Raw genomic sequence first — 17008 nt, 5'->3', positions numbered from 1 at the left:
TCGCGGTCACTCCTTTACATTCATACACCACAACCGCGAACCCGGCACGTGCAGTTGGATTTCATCGCCTATTGTCCACGCATGATCCTGCGGCAGCTCGGCGATGACGCTTGCTCCACCGAACGCAACGCCGACCTGATAGCGCGCGCCCTTGTAAACCGATTGGCGGACGACGCCCCGCAACTGGAGCGCCGCTTCATCGTCCGTCGGGCCCACTGCGAAGTTCTCCGGCCTCATCAAGACATCGACCTCGTCGCCCACTTGCGGCATTCCATTCGACTGCGTCTGACAGCTCCAACCATTCCCGACGACCCAACGCTGTCCGGCAGCCCCGTCCCGCGCCTCCCGCACCATGCCTCGCAAAAAGCTCGGTGATCCGAAGAACTCGGCCACCTCACGGTTGTCCGGCCGGCGGTAGACGTCGGTAGGTTTACCGACCTGCAGGATTCTTCCGCTCGACATCACCACGACGCGGTCCGACAGCGCCATGGCCTCCTCTTGATCATGGGTCACATAGAGCGTCGTGATTCCCAAGGTCTTCTGCAATTGTCGCAACTCGATCCGCATCTGCTCGCGCAGCTTGGCGTCCAGGTTCGACAACGGCTCATCCATCAGCAGAATGCTGGGTTTGGTCGCGATGGCACGGGCGATTGCGACGCGTTGCTGCTGGCCGCCGCTCAAGGCCGTGGCAGGTCGGCTGGCGTAGCGCTGCATGGACACCAGTCCGAGCGCATGATCGACGCGCCGGACGATTTCGTCTCGGCTTTGTCCTGCCACCCTTGCGGGATACGCAACGTTATCGAAGACAGACATGTGCGGCCAGATCGCATAGGACTGGAAAACCATGCCAATGTTGCGCCGGTCGGGCTGTACGAAGACGCCGTTCACAGGGTCCGATACGACAGTTTCGCCGATCGCTATTGAACCGCCGGAGTTCTGCTCGAGCCCGGCTACCATGCGCAACGTTGTCGTCTTTCCGCAACCTGACGGTCCCAGCAAGGTGACGAATTCACCCTGAGCGATATCCAGGGTGACGGTCTCGACCGCCGTTACGCCGTTGAAGCTGCAGGCCAGCTCCCTCAGTTTCAGGCTGGACATGAAGTTTCTACCTTTTTCATCTGCGACCGGTCAGTTCGCGATTGCCGAGCCATAGTTGAAGCAGTCGGAACACGACCACCAGGCCCAGCATCAGGAGCGCAATTGCGCTGACCTCCTCGGACTTCCCGTTGCTCCATAGTTTCAGCATCGTCACCGACAGAACTTCGCTATTGGCCGAATACAGCATGACAGAAGCGCTCAGTTCGCGCAGCACCATGAAGAATGTCAGGACCCACCCGACACTGAATGATGGCCACACCAGTGCCAGCAGGATCTGGCGGAACGTGGTCCACCAGCTGGCTCCCGACGTCCGCGACGCCTCTTCGAGATCGTATGACAGTTGCTGGAACGCCGCCGACATGATCCGCACCGAGAGCGGCGTTGCGAGCGCAATGTAGGCGAAGAACAGCGCCCACAAGGTGCCGTAGATGTCGAACGGCCACGGCAGGAACGCGTAGGCCCAGAGAAAACCGACGCCCAGGACAATGCCCGGAAACAACCAGGGGATCCAGGCCAGCAGTTCGATGATCCTGCGGCCCGGCCATCTGGTACGGATACTGATATAGGCGATGACACTGCCGAGGGCAGCCGTCGCCGTCGCGCCACCCACCGCGAGCAGCATGGTGTTGGCGAATGATTGCCAGATCGCGTCGTCACCGAGCACGGCCGTCCAGTGATCGAGCGTCAGCATCTTCAATTGATAGAAGCCCGCGAAGCGAAACACCGAGCCGAGCGCGAGTTGTCCAACCGGCAGCAACACAGTCGCGACGAAGAACAAGAGACAAATGGCGAAAGTCGCCCATTTCCAATGGCCGAGCTGAACGAGGGCCGGCCGATAGGCCTTGCCGCTCACGGTCTGAAACGATCGATTGCCCAGCAGTTTCCACTGCAGAACGATCAGAATGCACAACATCGCCAGCACGCTGAACGACAATGCGGAGGCGTATTGATAATCGGCACGCGCGACTTGGTTGATCGACTGATAGATCTCCGTCGTCACCACCTGGATGCCGGCAGGAACGCCGAAGATCATCGGGGACTCGAACGCTTCCATGCCTTTGATGAAGGACAGCAGGAACGCACTGCTCAGCACCGGCAATGACAGCATCAGCGTGACCCCGAAAAAGGTCCGCAGGCGCGACGCGCCACTGATCCGGCTCGCCTCCTCCAGCGAGGGGTCCATCGACCGAAAACTCTCGACGATCAGCAAGAACAGGAACGGCACGGTATATTGCATGAGATGCCAGACCACGCCGCCGTAGGAATAGACGTTGATCAGCGCATCCGGACTCCCAGTGAGCCAGCGCCAAAGTTGGTTCAGCGATCCAGCCTTAGGATTGCCCAGCAGGCCCCAGGCCATGGCGGTCAGGATTTGTGGGATGAAGAACGGCAGTGTGATGAGGACTTCGAGCGTACGCCGGAATGGCGTGTCGGTCCGGGCAATGATCCAGGCCAGACCGATCGCGACCACCAGCGAAAGCACCGTTTTCACCAGCGACAACGCTACTGTAGTCCATAGAATCGACCAGGTTCGCGCTTCAAGAAGGTGACGAAATCCGGCGAGGTTGAAGCTGCCGGCAACTCCCGGCGGTTCGCTGGCGAACGCCCCGTACAGCAGCATCAGCATCGGGTAGACGGTCAGAAAGCACAGCAATGCGATCAGCGCGACAGTCGCCATCGGGCGAACCGCGGCGGCGCTGATGAACCGGGGCTTTGAGACAAGCGTTCGTCGCTCCGTCATGGCGACGTCACGAGCCATAAATGTCTTTTGCAGCGGCGATCATGGGCGCGGATATGTCGGGCGTAACCGTGCCCATCAGCTTGGTCTCGAGCGCCGGCCGCAGTTTCTCGGGCAGCCTTTCGACCACTCCCTTGATGACGGGGTTGAGTCCGCCGGCGCCGTAGGCGAACTGCGCTTCCGGAGAGAGGAGAAAGTTGATGAAAAGCCGCGCCGCATTTGGATTTGGGGCGTTCTTCAACACAGAGCCGAGAAACATTCCATATGGCACCCCCTCACCGGGCACGATCAGCTTGATCGGCAGGCCATCGAGCTGCAGGATGCTCGACGTCTGTACGGGCAGATAGAGGGGAAACTCGCCGCGGGCGCAGCGTCGCTCGTCTTCGCGCGGTTCGCGGCTGAAACGCAAATCCTGGCGCGCGAGCTTTTCCTGGAACTCTCTCCCGATCTTCTGATAGGTCATTGCAAAGAACACATGACCTGTGCCGGGGAAGCGGAAATCGTCCGCCAGAATTTTACCGCGCCACTTTGGGTCCAGCAGATCGCTCCAATTTTTCGGCTCTTCCGCTGGCTTCACGATGTCGGTGTTCACCAGTAAGCCGAAATTCGTGGTGAAGATCGGCACGGTAAACTCATCGGCGACAAAGCCGTCCCGCAGATGGGTCAGATTGGACAAGGCTCCCAGCGGCTGAAAGATGCCGTCGCGCGCCTGTCCAGCCACCGTCGACGAGCCGTTGAGAGACACGTCTGCGGCAAAGCGACCGGCTGCTTGTTCGCTTCGGATGCGTTCGCGTAGTTCCGCCGGACGGGCTTCGAGGATCTCCACGCGAATGCCGTAGCGCTTCTGAAACTCGGTGGAGAATGTGCGGTAGTAGGGCTGGCCCACATTGGAGTGGTACAGGACAACCCTGCCTTCCTTCTTGGCGGCGACGATGACCGCGTCCCACTCGGTCTCGGCGTACGCCATACGGGTCCCAGCCGCGAGCGCTCCTGCGGTCACTCCCAGAAAACTGCGCCGGGTGACATTTCCGCGTACGTACCGTCTCATGAGTGATGCTCCTGCTGGGGCTTTATCCGACGTCAATTCGACAATTTGTAACCGTAGTCGCGGGCGGCGGCTTCCGGTGACACGAAGCCTTGTCGCAGATCGTATTCGATCTTCTCGCGGGGCCGTAGCGCGGGGTCGCCAAATCCGCCGCCGCCGGCGTCGGCAGTAATCAGACGATCATTGGGCTGCAATTCGTAGCGCGTCTTCGACGCCACGGCCTCGTCGTTGAGCCAGTACTTCCGCAAGGCGCCGGCCCTTCCGCCGAATAGCCCCTGGGCACCGATCTTCATGCGGCCGGAAAAGCTCGACACAAACAGCTTATGGCCGGTCATGTTGCGCATCGCCATGCGTTGGCCCAGCCCGCCGCGTGCCTGACCCGCGCCGCCGGAGTCGATCAGCAGTTCCTTGTATTCCACGAGAAGGCCAGTCATGTTCTCCCAGACCTCAACCGGCATACTATGCAGGTTGGACGGTGACGGCGTCGCGCCATGGCCGTCGAACCGTTCAAGGGCACCGTAGCCGCCCGCGCAGAAGAAGGTCTGTCCCATCGGGCGTCCATTGCGGATGCCCTGGATGTTCAGAACGGTACCACCGCCGGATTCGGCCTGTACGCGATCGGGCACAACCGCCGCCAGCGCGCCCATGATCAGCGGGAAGATCGAATGCCCGGGAACATGGCGGCCAGCCGTCGGAAACGGCGGCAATGCGTTGAGGATGCATCCCTCTGGCGCGCTCGCGGTGATCGCGCGGGCCGCACCATCATTGTTGGGAATGCCCGGAATCGTCAGGCATTTGATCGTGTAGAGGGTCTGCGCGCGCGTATAGCACATCGGCACGTTGATGCCGCGGTGAACGGCAGGATCGGTGCCGGTGTAGTCCACATGTATGGTATCGCCGCTGATCGTCACCGTGCAAGCCATGCGGAGAATGCCGTCGACGCCTTCAATCCGCGTCTCATAGCTCCATTCACCATCCGGCATCGCGCGGATCGCAGCCCGCATGGCAGCGTCGGTCTTGTCGATGATGGCATCAGCGATCGCATCGAGATCCGTCATGCCCTGTTCGCTCATCAGCTCGAGCAACAAGCGCGCGCCGACATCGGTACAGGCCACGTTGGCCATCAGATCGCCGATCACCTGGTCGCTGACGCGGACATTGTCCGCAATCAGGTCGATCATATCCTGATCGAGCCGGCCCGATTGCAACAGCTTACGAATCGGAATCCGTAGACCTTCCTGATAGATCTCCGTCGCTGCAGTCGACCAGCCTATGCCGCCGATGTCAGGTAAATGACTGATGCTCCCGACGAACCCCACGAGTCGCGTCTCCATGAAGACCGGACGGATGACGCTGATGTCGAAGGTATGGCCGGTCCCGAGCCAGGGATCATTGGTGATCATGACGTCGCCTGGCTGCAGGGTGGCCGCCGGATGTTTGCGCAGCATGTGGTCCAACGTAATCGGCGACGTTCCGGTAAACGACGGAATGCTCGACTGTGCCTGGGCGACCAGCCTGCCTTGCGCATCAAAAATGACGCAAGAGCAGTCGTGACTTTCACGCACCGTCGTCGAGAACGATGCACGTATCAGGGCTTCCATGACTTCGTCTGCGATCGAAACCAGGCGATCCCAGACGATTCCCAGCGTTACCGCGTCGAACTCCTGCATGGGTCAGATCTCTACGACTAGATTGAAATGGTCATCGACGCTGGCGCTGGCCGCAGAGCCGATCACCGTCGTCGACTCGAGTTCTTCCACCAGGGCTGGGCCGCTGATGCGAACGCCGGGCGGCAGCGAATAGCGGTCGTATACCGCGTGCGGAACAAAGTCGCCGACATCCGGCTCATACGCCATCCGATGAGCCTTTGGCTTCGCCTCCCCGGGGACGTAGGAGTTGACGCGGAAGAAGCCTTGCGCCGGGGATGGCGCGGATGCCTCAAGCCGCCAGCTGGCGATCTCTATCGGCCGATCTTTCAGGACAAGACCGAATTGCCGTGTATATTGTTTCTCGAATCCGGCTTGCAGCTGATCGAGAAGCGCGTCGCTGGCAGGCAGATCGAGGCTGACCTTGATCTCGTAGCCCTGCCCCTGATAGCGCATGTCGAGCACGCAGCTGAAGGTGATGTCCGTCTCCGCGACACCCGCGGTCAGCAGCACCTCCGACACCTCCGTTCGCAAGATCTGAATCTGTGTGTCCCAGATCTCTCGTGTCAGGGCATCGAGTTCGAGAAGGTGCGACCGCACGGCCTCGAACGACAATGGGCTGACAAGCATCCCGAATGCCGACATCACGCCCGCCGCTGGCGGCAGGACGACTCGCTTGATGCGCAGCTTCCTGGCGACACGCACGGCATGCAGCGGTCCGGAGCCGCCGAATGCGATCATGGCGCAACTTCGGCTGTCGATTCCGCGTTCGGAGGCGTGGGTGCGAAACGCCCCGGCCACGTCCTCGTTGATGATCTCATGGATGCCCCATGCGGCGCGCGCCGTGTCCAGGTCGAGCGGCTCGCCGACGGTCTTGCTGATCGCAGCCGCAGCAGCTTCCCTGTCGATCCGCATGCGTCCGCCGAGGAAGAACTCCGGATTGAGATAGCCCAGCGTGAAATTGGCGTCGGTCAGCGTCGGCTCCTCACCGCCGCGACCATACGCAACGGGCCCGGGCTTTGCGCCCGCGCTGCGCGGGCCAACGCGGATCAGGCCGCGCTCATCGACGCGCGAGATGCTGCCGCCGCCCGCCCCGATCTCGATCATGTCGATCACCGGAAGATTGATGACCAGACCGCTGCCCCGCTTGAATTCGTGAACGCGCGCAGCTTCCAGTTCGTACTTTTTCAGCGGACGCGTGCCGACGACGAATGCCCCCTTTGCCGTCGTGCCGCCCATGTCGAACGCCAGCAGATGGTCGATCCCGAGCACGCCGCCGTGATAGGCCGACATCAGAATGCCGGCCGCGGGACCGGACTCGAGCAGTCGCGACGGAAACTGGCGCGCAGTGGCCGGCACCAGTGTCCCACCGCTGGAGCTCATGATGAACAGTCCACCGGCGAATCCGGCGCTGCTCAGCGCGAGCTCGAGCCGGTTCAGATAGCGATCGACCAGCGGCTGCACATAGGCGTTCAACGTCGTGGTGGTCCAGCGCTCATATTCGCGGATCACCGGATAGCCTTCGGAAGAAAGAGACACATACAGATTGGGAAAGCGCGACTGGATTGCGTCACGGAGGGCGATTTCATGCGCCGGGTTGACGTAGGAATGCAGCAGGCAGACAGCGATTGCCTCAACCGCTTCGGCTTCGACCAAAGCCGCCAGGTCCTGCATGACCGCCGCGACGTCGATCGCCGATAGAATCGTGCCATCGTGCAGCATCCGCTCGTCGACTTCGATGCGGCGTTGTCGCGTGACCAGCGGCTCGGGATATTCCAAACGAAGATCGTAAAGGTCGTAGCGGCTTTCGCGCCCGATATCGAGCGAGTCCTTGAAGCCCTTGGTGACCAGCATACCCGTACGGCAACCACGCCGCTCGATGATGGCGTTGGTCACCAGCGTGGTGCCGTGCACGATGGCCGTCACGTCGGACAGATTGATACCGGCCGCTGCCGTGATCTGGAGAACGCCCGCGATGACCGCTTCGGATGGGTCGTGGGGCGTGGTGAGTTGCTTATAGGTGCTGGCAACCCCGGAGCCGTCGTTGACGAGCACAAAATCCGTAAAGGTACCGCCGATATCCACGCCAATTCGAAACGCCATGGCTTTCTCCTCGGCGCAACTGTGGGGGTGGAACGGGCAGAAGGTCAATAAAGTGATAGATTTCACTCATAAAATCGATGCCATTCGATCCAAAATTTTTATCAACTGGGGACACCGTTGCGCAGCGACGCGTCCGACCCATAGCCTGCGGCCGGTTTGCCCGGGAGGACCCCATGATCGGCATCAAGGAGGCTTTCGCGCTTCCGGAAGGAGTTTGTTACCTCAACGCCGCTGCCATCGGCCCAATTCCAGACGTCGTCCAGCAGGCTGGCATCGCCGGGATCTCCAGTAAGAGACAACCGTGGATTCGGGACAGAGCCGCCGCCCGGCAGATGACCGATGAGCTGCGTGGCCTAGCCGCCGGGCTCATTGGCGCACGCTCTTCGGATGTCGCCGTGATCACCGCAGTGAGCTACGGGATCGCGACTGTCTGCGCCGGTCACCGCCCTCCCCCCGGCAGCCGATTTCTGGTTCTTGCTGGAGAGCACACCTCACTCTCCCTGGGGCTCGCGCGGCACGCCGAGGTCCATGGCTGTACACTGGAAATTGTCGAGCCCACGCATGGCGATGACTGGACGGCGGCGCTGACTGCAGCGCTCCTGAGGCCCGGCGCGGCCCCGGTCAGCTTCGCCGGATTGACGCCGCTACATTGGACGAGCGGCGCCGTCGTCGACCTGTCCCGGATCATTCCGATAATCCATGCGCAGGGCGGTGTTGTCCTCGTCGATGCCACCCAAGCCGCAGGAATCATGCCCATCGATGTCACGAAGCTTCAGCCGGACTGGCTGGTTTTTCCGACTTACAAATGGTTGCTCGGTCCGTTTCACTTGGCGTTCCTGTACGTCGCCCCGCAACATCAGGAGATTCAGCCCCTCGAGCAGCACGTCGGCACCCGGCAGGGACCCAATCCTGCGTTGGTCCAGGACAGTTCGCAGCTGGCATTTGCAAGTGGTGCAACACGGCTCGATTCCGGCGAGCCGGATACGTTCGCAGCCATTCCCATGGGCCTCGCGGCTCTGACGTTCATGACTGGCTGGAGCGCCGAAGCGGCAAGCGCGCACGTGTCATCCCTCACCAAGATCATTGCTGAAGGATTAAAGTCACTATCGCTGTGCACGGTCGAAGACAGGTTTCGCTCACCGCACATTCTGGCCGTGCGAGGCCAATCCCCATTTCCGGAATCGATGGTGGCGCGTCTCGCAGCACGCAACGTCCATATCAGCGTGAGGCATGGCCTCATCCGGATCAGCCCACACGTCTACAATCTGGACGCCGATGCTGCTCAATGTCTCACAGCACTCAGCTATGAACTATCGCGTTGAAACATCGACACACCATGGAACCAGCATCGCCGAGGCCATCGAGGCGCATCTCATCGGTCCAGATCTCGGCCAAACGAGAGCAGATCACGGGCTCACAAGTGCACGTTCTTCGGGAGCATTGGACAGCTAGGTAGCGGCTCCGAAATCGCGGCGAGCTGATCTAACTGACATTGCACTCAATTTGCACCAAACCAATCCTTTTGGTTGCGGGTTCCGAGCGCTTGTCCGAGGGCACGAACGTGATTTGGAGTACACATGACAGCGAGTTCGGCAATAGCGGCATGATCAGCGCTTTGGCGGGCGATCCTGTGCGCGTCCCTTCTTTGCTTTCGCGAAGACTCGATCAGACTCCACAAAGCGCTTTACCATGACGATGATCAATCGAGCCTGACTCTCGGCGTGCTGCCCCGCGTCGGGTTCAATCAGCTCGGCATAGGTCCGCAGATCCCGGTGAATCGCGGCTGGCAGTTCGAGCGTGAGCTTGACTGGCTTGTCGTCAGGCAAGGCTGCGATCTTGAGCTTCATCTGGAGCCTCCTCTACCCTCGATACGGCTCGAGCACGAGATCGCGGTTGGACGGCCGAGAGCCCAAGGATGGCGCTCGGCTGGGATGACAGACCACGCGTCATTGTAAAGGAGCCTAAGGTCCGGCCCCCAATATATCGCCGTTGGAAAGCTCGAAGACAGGCAAATGGACAGTGCCGAGCGAAGGGATTGCGACCACGATTCCGGAGGCCCGAGTGGATTAGTCCTCCAGTCGAAAAGGCGGACAAGCTCACCCATCCGTCCCCCGCCGCTTAGGAATGTTGTCATGTCGTCACGCATCGACTGCCCATCTCAGCTCTCAGCGCACATTTTTATCCAGCATTTCGGCGGACGGGAACCCCTCAAGCATTTTCATATAGAGCGACTGACGGCTGGGCTCTGTCCCGTCCGCGTCATTCGCCGCTCTCCGCGTACAGACTGCGCCCAGGAAGCTTTAAAACTCGGCAAGAAGCTGGCAGAGCGACGCCGACAGACTCTGACCGTTCCGGATCATACCTTTATGATCATAGATTTCTTTACCTCGGACGAGCACTTGACTAAGCATGCTAAAACTAGAGGGTCCGTTTTATTTCAACCTACGATGGCTTCCGCTATTGTGAAGGGTTTCGGATGCCGGTCGCATGATTAGCGGCGCGGCACATTCGGGCGGCCGGCGTCCGAAGGCCTCCAAGGGAGGAAACCGTGCATGATGGGCAGGACTGGTGCGGCAGGCTCTACGGGCATTTGAGCGCTGCAGGCGAGCCGGCTGATGGAGTTCGAACCCCTGCAGCAAGTTGCGCGAGACGACACGACCTGAATGAGCGGTGTGCAGCGTCGAACGCAATCAAATGTCGGCCGTTCGGCGAGGACAGCAGAGAGGCTAGGTGCGTTCCGCCGTGGCCGGTCGATGAGCGGCGGGCATGACGAGCAGCTTTGCCGAATGGCGGTCGCGCAGTCATGAGGTATCGATCCTGATGGCGACGATTGGTGCGCTCGGTCGGTGGGGCGGCGTTGCGCTTGGCTCAAAGACCTTGATGATGATCATGCGCGACCGCCGCAGCATGGACATGGCGGTTTGGCGGTGTCGATGACAGTCTCGGTCGGCTCATCCCCACGATGCCTGACGGCGAGCAGTTCGCGCGCACGTGCGACGTTCCGTGCTGCCGGTTGTCGTGCCCAACCGCGCGAGCGGTTTAGTCCCGTGACCCAAAGCGGTCGTCGTCAACCGCCTCCGCAATTGGACAAGCCTCGACTATGCCGCGCACCGCCCTTGGATTTCGTTTCGCGCCGAAGAGGTCCGAAATCCCGCGCGATCGAAGGACGGTCCGCGGCGAACTTCGATAGGAAAATGCCGAGAGGTCGCTCCTAGTACCCGGAGACTTTTTTTCACGTCCCTCGGTTCTTTATCGGCTCGTGTTCCGATACTCGTTTGGCGTCACGCCTGTAGCCCGTCGAAAGGCGCTGGTGAAGTTTGACTGAGATGAAAAGCAACAACCGAGCGCAATGTCGGCTAGGGGGGCATTGCCAAGAACCAGCAACGTCTTTGCTCGCTCGAGACGGAGTTCATTAAGATAGCGTGCAGGGGTCTTTCCAACGGCCTTCTGGAACATTCTTATGAAGTGAAATGGGCTCAGGCAGGCGATGGACGCCAGATCGTCGATCGACAAGTCCTGATCGATATTCGCGATCATGAAATCGATCACCCGACCAACTCGGCGTTCGTCGAGCTGTGCCCGAACGGCCGCCGGGTTGGTGCCGTACGACCAATCGCTCGAATATCTTTGCGCCAGCCGAGCGACGAGTGAGATGGCTAGCGAATCTGCTCGAACATGACCCGCAGCGGACGGTGCGCGCATTTCGTCAACAAGCGACTGGCCAATTCGGCGGATATATTCGTCATGGATGCCGCCAAGATAACGTATCGAATGTGCCCGGATTCTTGCGCCAGGATAGAACTCCGAAAGCTGATCGAAACGTCCGACAGGAAGGTAGAGGTGCAATACCTCATGCCAAGCGGACACCTTGATGTCCTCCTCGCGGGTTCCCGCTGGACAAAGCCAGATCGTGCCGGGCTCAACTTTTGTGACCTGCTGCAGTCCGTCGCCCTTGCGGCTGACGATCGAATTCGGATGACAGCTTAGCGCGATCCCAATTTCCATGTGCTCGAGCGTGATGGATGGAAGTTCGCCCGCGGGGTGCATTCTCACTTCGGCGGCAACGCCCGGCCAGCTGCAGGCCGCGGACGATTTCAGGATATCCCCAATGGGATATTTTTGAACGCCATGATCGAGCAAGCTCACAATGGCTATCCTTATGTCCGTTTGACAGCTGCATTATGAGCTGCACAGCACGGAACGCAAGCGATTAGCAGTTCTGGAATAAAAGACAGCAATCTCGGAACATACAATGTCAGCGCCGGTCGAGTACCGTCTCTCCAGGAAGCGCCTACGTTTAGGGTTCCATCGGCCAGGATGATGAAGCAATGGCAGAGCGATTGAATTATGTTGCCGCTTCCCCGCGGGGAATGCAGGCCTTCGGCGCCGTCCACCTTTTCATCGAGCAGTGTGGCCTGCCGTCCTCCCTCGTCAATCTCGTCTATCTTCGTGTCTCTCAGATCAACGGTTGCGCCTACTGCATTTCAACTCACTCACGCGACCTTCTCAATGAAGCGTTTAGCATTCCGAAGCTGATTCTTTTGCAGGTCTGGCGCGACTGCGGCGATCTCTTTTCGGAGAAGGAGCGCGCGGCGCTCCAATGGTGCGAGGCTCTGGCCCACATCGGCGAAACGCATGCGCCGGATGCTGACTATCAAGCTGTGCGCTCTCAATTCAGCGACAAGGAATTGGCTGACCTCACCTATGCCATCGCTCTCATCAATGCGTACAACCGCATCGCAATCGGATTTGGGCGCGGACCCGATGGCTCGTTCATCGATTTTAGTGCGCCGTAACCAATGGTGCTGGTCATGAGAGAAGAGAATTTCGAAGGTAACGGAGGCCTGAACATATTCGTTCGTTCCTGGCGACCTTCCGACAAATCGAGAGGCATCGTCGTGATCGTCCACGGCTTCAATTCTCATAGTGGCTATTATCGCTGGGTCGCCGAACAGCTTGTCGGGGCGGACGTGTCAGTCTACGCCCTCGATCTGCGAGGCCGCGGGAGGTCGGATGGCGAACGATTCTACGTGGAGACATTTTCGGATTATGTCAGTGACGTCAGAACTGTCGTATCGCTGGCAAAGGTGCGGGAGCCTGCGTTGCCGGTGTTTTTGCTTGGCCACAGCGCGGGCGGCGTGGTGTCGTGCCTTTTCGCTCTCGATTACCAGTCAGAGCTGGCAGGGCTGATCTGCGAAAGTTTCGCCTTCCGGGTACCGGCTCCCCAGTTTGCGCTGGCCGTTCTGAAAGGCCTGAGCCATGTCGCGCCGCATGCGCACGTTCTGAAGCTGAACAACGAGGATTTCTCCCGCGACCTGAGGGTAGTGCAGTCGATGAATGCCGATGCCCTGATTGCTCACGAAGCGCAGCCAACGCAGACCATCGCCGAGATGGTTCGGGCGGATGAACGGCTGAAGTTGGATTTTCCTCTCATCACCCTGCCGGTGCTCATCCTTCACGGCACAGGCGACAGAGCCGCCAAGGCGACGGGCAGCCAGCTTTTCTACGATACGGTCGGATCGCGGGACAAGACGCTCAAACTCTACGAAGGGTATTTTCATGACCTCCTCAACGATGTCGGCAGAGACACCGTGATGGCGGACATCAGAGACTGGATTGGTGCCCGCCTTCCTCGACAGGACTAGCTCAATGCGCTCAGATGCGCCCGCAGGGTCCAGTCCAATCTCATGGTTTGCTACACTTCTGGTCGCGCGCGAGTCTCGCAAGCGATCTCAGGCGTCGCCTTAGACGTTGGAGATGCGGTAATCGCCAGTTCTTGAATCTGCATTATGCAGGAGCAGCAGCAAACGGCGATTGATTTGATCCCCAGCATTCTTGACGGAAGTAGCTGCCGCGACCGGACATCGAAATGTCGTCATACCCCAACAGGAGATTATCAATGACACATGTGGCGCAGAAGCCGCTGATTCCTGACAATACGCTGATCACAAAGACGCCTGAGGAAGGCAGGGCTCTAGCCATCATGCTCGCACGTCATTCGATACACGCGATCCAGGGAGAACTGGAAATCCTGCAGTCAGGTCGGGCCAAGTATGCCAACGACGCTGGTGGACTGATTGCGGCAAGCCATGTCGTAGCAGTCGAGTTCAGCACAATTGCTGCGGCGAATGGCTATTGGCGCTGATCCTTATTCGCTCATTGGTCAGTCCAGCCGCTTACCTTAGGGGCACCGAAGATGCTCTCCGACGGGAGGTCGAAGATGAAATACGGATTCAGCTGCGGCAGCTTGGCTGCATCGCTCAGCCGAGCCTGTTGGTACGGCGGCAGATCGATATTCAGTGAGGCGACATTTTCACGCACCTGCTCGGGCCTGCTCGCCCCGATCAGAACGGACGATACGCCGGGTCGATTGGCCGCCCAAGCCAGCGCGACCTGCGCCAGCGGCCGCTCCATCTCCTGGGCGACAGCGCGCAATTCGTCGACCACGCGGAAATTGTCTTCCGTGAACAGCATCCCCCCGAAAGGGTTGTCGCCGTTGAGGCGCCCGTCGCGCCCCTCCCTCCCGGCATCGGCAGCCTTGTTGGGCAGGCTTCCCGCTGGGCCGATCTGCGCGAGCCTGTCGCGGCCGTACTTGCCCGTCAGCATGCCCGCGGCGAGCGGGCTCCATGCGACCAGCCCCAGCCCCAGCGCCCGGCCTGCAGGCAGCACCTCAAGCTCGACGCCGCGGTCGATGAGCGAATAACTGTATTGCAGCCCGACGGGCTCGGGCAGGCCGTGCGCACGCGCCAATGTCGCGATCTGAGCGGCATACCAAGCCGGCGCGTTTGAGAAGCCATAATACAGGATGTCGCCGCGCGCGACAGCATCGGTCAGGGCGCGTAGCACCTCTTCTGCCGGCGTGGTGCGATCCCAAACATGCGTCCAGTACAGGTCGATATAGTCGGTTCCGAGGCGCTGCAGCGAGCCATGGATGCCGTCGCGGATGTTGCGGGCCGAGTTGCCGCCCGCGAGCACATTGCCGGGTTGGCGTGGGAAGCCCGACTTTGTGGCGATCACCAAGCGATCGCGGCCATGGTCGGCAACGAGGCGGCCAAGCATGCGTTCGCTCTCGCCGCCCGAATAGACGTCCGCGGTGTCGACGAAATTGCCGCCAGCCCCGACATAAGCATCAAAGACGGCTCGCGAGCCCGCTTCGTTGGTACCCCAGCGACCCGCGCCGAAAGTCATGGTGCCGAGCGCCAACGGGCTGACGGCAAGGCCGGAGCGGCCGACGGTGCGGTAGCTGTTGAGGTCCATTACTGTATCTCCTGTGAATAATACGAGAGATAGCGGCCCGGCCCGGCGAGCATTAGATAGCAGCCATGGCAAAGGCTTGTGAATTTCATGCAGCAATGGGAACGATGCGGTGAGGCGCGGCAAACTTGACGATCTGGCGGCTTTTGCGACGGTGGCGCGCGCGCAGAGCTTCACCCGCGCCGCCGCGGAACTGGGGCTGTCGCCGTCCGCGCTGAGCCATGCGATGCGCGCTCTGGAGGATCGACTCGGCGTGCGGCTGCTCGCACGGACGACCCGCAGCGTCGCGGCCACCGCGGCGGGCGAGCGGCTATTGCGCTCGCTGACGCCAGCGCTAGAGGAGATGGCGCGCGGGCTATCCGCGCTCGACGACTGGCGCGGCGCGCCGTCTGGCACGATCAGATTGACGACCTTCGCCTATGCATCGCGCACGATCCTTGCTCCCGGCCTGCCCCGCTTCCTGCTCGACCACCCTGACGTTTCGGTCGAGGTGATCGTCGATGATCGACTGGTGGATCTAGTCGCCGGCGGGTTCGACGCAGGGATCCGGCTCAGCGAGACGGTGGAGCGCGATATGGTGGCGGTGCCCGTGGGCCCGCCGCTGCGCACGGTAGTGGTCGGGACGCCAAGCTATTTCGCGGGGCGGTCCACGCCGTTGGCGCCTTCCGAGCTCGATGGGCACGTTTGTGTCAACTATCGGTTGATCGGCGGCGGCGGGTTGCTGGCTTGGGAATTTGAGCGCGACGGTCGCGAGGTGAAGGTGCGGCCCGCTGGCCCGCTCATTGTCAACGAGGAGGTGCTGGTCGGCGCTGCGGTGCGCGCCGGGATTGGGCTGGGCTATATGATGGAGCACGATGTCGCCGCGGAGATTGCCGACGGTCGGCTGGTTCAGGTGCTTGGTGAGTGGTGTCCCCCCTATCCAGGGTGCCACATCTACTATCCGAGCCGGCAGATCACACCGGCGCTTCGCGCGCTGATCGACGCTCTTAGATGGTCACCAAAGTAATCCCTGGTCAGGTATTCAGCCTCGATTGCGGCCTTCTCTCATGAATTTGGCTTTCGACGAACAAGCTGTTCGATCGCGAGCTATGAGGTGACCAGGACCTCGACTGACATACCAGCGAAGGCGTTGGTGCTGCCGATGTAGCTGCCCGACACGGGCGCAATCTGGCGGATGTCGCGCGCCACGGCGATCGGTACCAAGTTGAACCCGCCCAAGGTGCGGTTTTGTAGGGTCAAACGTGATCCAGCCCGCTCCCGGCAAGAAGATCTCGGCCCAGGCATGCGTTGCCCCTGCTTCGCCGGAGCCCGCACTTTGCTGGGCCGGGTTGTAAAGATAACCGGAAACGACCCTCGCTCCGAAACCCAACACGCGTGCGGCATCGGCAAACAGCATTGCCAGATCCCGGCATGAACCCCAGCCACGGCTCAAGGTCTCCAGCGGCGTTTGAGTCCCTTCTTCCTCACGGCTCTGATATCGCGCCGCTTCCGAAACCCCGGCGCTGAGGTCCTTGAGCAGCGCCAATGTGTCCGTCTGGCTTCCGCGAACGAACATCTGTGCCCAGTTGCGCAGCGTGCCGTCGATGTCCGCGGACTGCAGAGTGGTCAAGGCGCCAAGATCGACCCAATCATGATCGGAATACAGAAAGGGGTAGGATATTGCCGAGGCTGCGATGTCGAAAATCGGCCATTCGGCAAGGGCAAGCTGAACGGTTGCAGCATTGGAGATCACCAAAGTGCTGGTCTTCAAAGAGAATGTGGCCGTCGTGACCGCATTCCCGAACACGTCGCTGGCCCAACTCAAGACCGCATCAGGCGCTGTCGAAATACGGCTCGACAGCAATCGAACATCCCGGCCCTCGCGTGGACGAAGCATAAGGCGATGAGGAAGAAGACTTACCGGCTCGTGGAAGCGATAAGTCGTCGTATGTTGAATGTCCAAGGTGATCAACTGCAACCCCCACCGACAGCAGCATTGCCGTCCTCGTCAGCTCATTTCGATAGCCAACCGCCGTGGAGCTCGACGCCAAGCAGCTGTCATATGTGGCTGCGCGATCGATATTGCCAACTCGTGGTCTATTCTCGATTCAACCGTTTCAGTCCGGATTCAGTGACCTCGCGTTG

The 17008-nt window shown here is 60.5% G+C and carries 13 protein-coding genes and 2 pseudogenes; 5 read left to right on the top strand and 10 right to left on the bottom strand.

What is annotated here, in order from left to right:
- Window positions 1-6: 6 nt before the first annotated feature.
- The 5 genes from ACQR0Z_RS15265 to ACQR0Z_RS15245 form a co-directional block, all read right to left on the bottom strand.
- Window positions 7-1098, bottom strand: a complete 1092-nt coding sequence (locus ACQR0Z_RS15265; protein ID WP_434919148.1) for an ABC transporter ATP-binding protein — start codon at window positions 1096-1098, stop codon at window positions 7-9.
- A 16-nt stretch (window positions 1099-1114) separates the two neighbouring features.
- Window positions 1115-2857: an ABC transporter permease gene (locus tag ACQR0Z_RS15260; protein ID WP_434919147.1), complete on the bottom strand. Its 1743-nt coding sequence runs from the start codon at window positions 2855-2857 to the stop codon at window positions 1115-1117.
- Window positions 2847-3803 (bottom strand): ABC transporter substrate-binding protein, encoded by a 957-nt coding sequence (locus ACQR0Z_RS15255; RefSeq protein WP_434856862.1) that lies wholly within the window; start codon window positions 3801-3803, stop codon window positions 2847-2849. Before ACQR0Z_RS15255 ends, ACQR0Z_RS15260 begins: the two co-directional genes overlap by 11 nt.
- A 113-nt stretch (window positions 3804-3916) precedes the next feature.
- Window positions 3917-5551 carry a hydantoinase B/oxoprolinase family protein gene (locus tag ACQR0Z_RS15250; protein WP_434919146.1) on the bottom strand — a complete coding sequence of 545 codons (1635 nt, stop codon included), beginning with the start codon at window positions 5549-5551 and terminating at the stop codon, window positions 3917-3919.
- Window positions 5552-5554: 3 nt separating this feature from the next.
- Entirely contained in the window at window positions 5555-7630 is a 2076-nt protein-coding gene (locus ACQR0Z_RS15245) for a hydantoinase/oxoprolinase family protein (RefSeq protein WP_434919145.1), read from the bottom strand.
- Window positions 7631-7803: 173 nt separating this feature from the next.
- On the opposite strand from ACQR0Z_RS15245, the gene ACQR0Z_RS15240 reads away from it, so the two are divergent.
- Entirely contained in the window at window positions 7804-8952 is a 1149-nt protein-coding gene (locus ACQR0Z_RS15240) for an aminotransferase class V-fold PLP-dependent enzyme (protein ID WP_434919144.1), read from the top strand.
- A gap of 285 nt (window positions 8953-9237) precedes the next feature.
- On the opposite strand, the gene ACQR0Z_RS15235 is transcribed toward ACQR0Z_RS15240, so the two are convergent.
- The 3 genes and pseudogenes from ACQR0Z_RS15235 to ACQR0Z_RS15225 all read right to left on the bottom strand — a co-directional run bounded on the left by ACQR0Z_RS15235 (window position 9238) and on the right by ACQR0Z_RS15225 (window position 11776).
- Complete coding sequence (locus ACQR0Z_RS15235) at window positions 9238-9477, bottom strand: DUF2274 domain-containing protein (RefSeq protein ID WP_434919143.1); 240 nt, start codon at window positions 9475-9477, stop codon at window positions 9238-9240.
- Between the two features lie 954 nt (window positions 9478-10431).
- Window positions 10432-10676 (bottom strand): annotated as a pseudogene (locus tag ACQR0Z_RS15230) (IS91 family transposase); the annotation flags it as partial.
- A gap of 203 nt (window positions 10677-10879) precedes the next feature.
- Window positions 10880-11776 (bottom strand): helix-turn-helix domain-containing protein, encoded by an 897-nt coding sequence (locus tag ACQR0Z_RS15225; protein WP_434919142.1) that lies wholly within the window; start codon window positions 11774-11776, stop codon window positions 10880-10882.
- Window positions 11777-11958: 182 nt separating this feature from the next.
- Here ACQR0Z_RS15225 and ACQR0Z_RS15220 point away from each other — a divergent pair, with 182 nt between their 5' ends.
- The 3 genes from ACQR0Z_RS15220 to ACQR0Z_RS15210 all read left to right on the top strand — a co-directional run bounded on the left by ACQR0Z_RS15220 (window position 11959) and on the right by ACQR0Z_RS15210 (window position 13775).
- On the top strand, window positions 11959-12426 hold the full coding sequence (locus ACQR0Z_RS15220) for a carboxymuconolactone decarboxylase family protein (RefSeq protein ID WP_434919141.1): 468 nt from the start codon (window positions 11959-11961) through the stop codon (window positions 12424-12426).
- A gap of 3 nt (window positions 12427-12429) precedes the next feature.
- Window positions 12430-13275: an alpha/beta hydrolase gene (locus tag ACQR0Z_RS15215; protein WP_434919140.1), complete on the top strand. Its 846-nt coding sequence runs from the start codon at window positions 12430-12432 to the stop codon at window positions 13273-13275.
- Between the two features lie 254 nt (window positions 13276-13529).
- Window positions 13530-13775, top strand: coding sequence for a hexameric tyrosine-coordinated heme protein (locus ACQR0Z_RS15210; RefSeq protein WP_434856873.1), 246 nt, complete (start codon window positions 13530-13532; stop codon window positions 13773-13775).
- 11 nt (window positions 13776-13786) lie between these two features.
- Here the strand turns inward: ACQR0Z_RS15210 and ACQR0Z_RS15205 are convergent, their stop codons facing one another.
- The gene (locus tag ACQR0Z_RS15205; protein ID WP_434919139.1) at window positions 13787-14887 is read right to left on the bottom strand and encodes an aldo/keto reductase; all 1101 of its coding nucleotides are present in this window, start codon (window positions 14885-14887) and stop codon (window positions 13787-13789) included.
- Window positions 14888-14996: 109 nt separating this feature from the next.
- On the opposite strand from ACQR0Z_RS15205, the gene ACQR0Z_RS15200 reads away from it, so the two are divergent.
- Window positions 14997-15890, top strand: coding sequence for a LysR family transcriptional regulator (locus ACQR0Z_RS15200; protein ID WP_434919138.1), 894 nt, complete (start codon window positions 14997-14999; stop codon window positions 15888-15890).
- A gap of 80 nt (window positions 15891-15970) precedes the next feature.
- Here the strand turns inward: ACQR0Z_RS15200 and ACQR0Z_RS15195 are convergent.
- Window positions 15971-16835, bottom strand: a pseudogene (locus ACQR0Z_RS15195) (transglutaminase family protein).
- Window positions 16836-17008: the final 173 nt, after the last annotated feature.

It is taken from the genome of Bradyrhizobium sp. HKCCYLS3077 (genome assembly GCF_051167555.1).
Lineage (GTDB): Bacteria > Pseudomonadota > Alphaproteobacteria > Rhizobiales > Xanthobacteraceae > Bradyrhizobium.
Note: the sequence above shows the minus strand (reverse complement) of the source record. Positions and strands in the feature narration are given on the sequence as shown.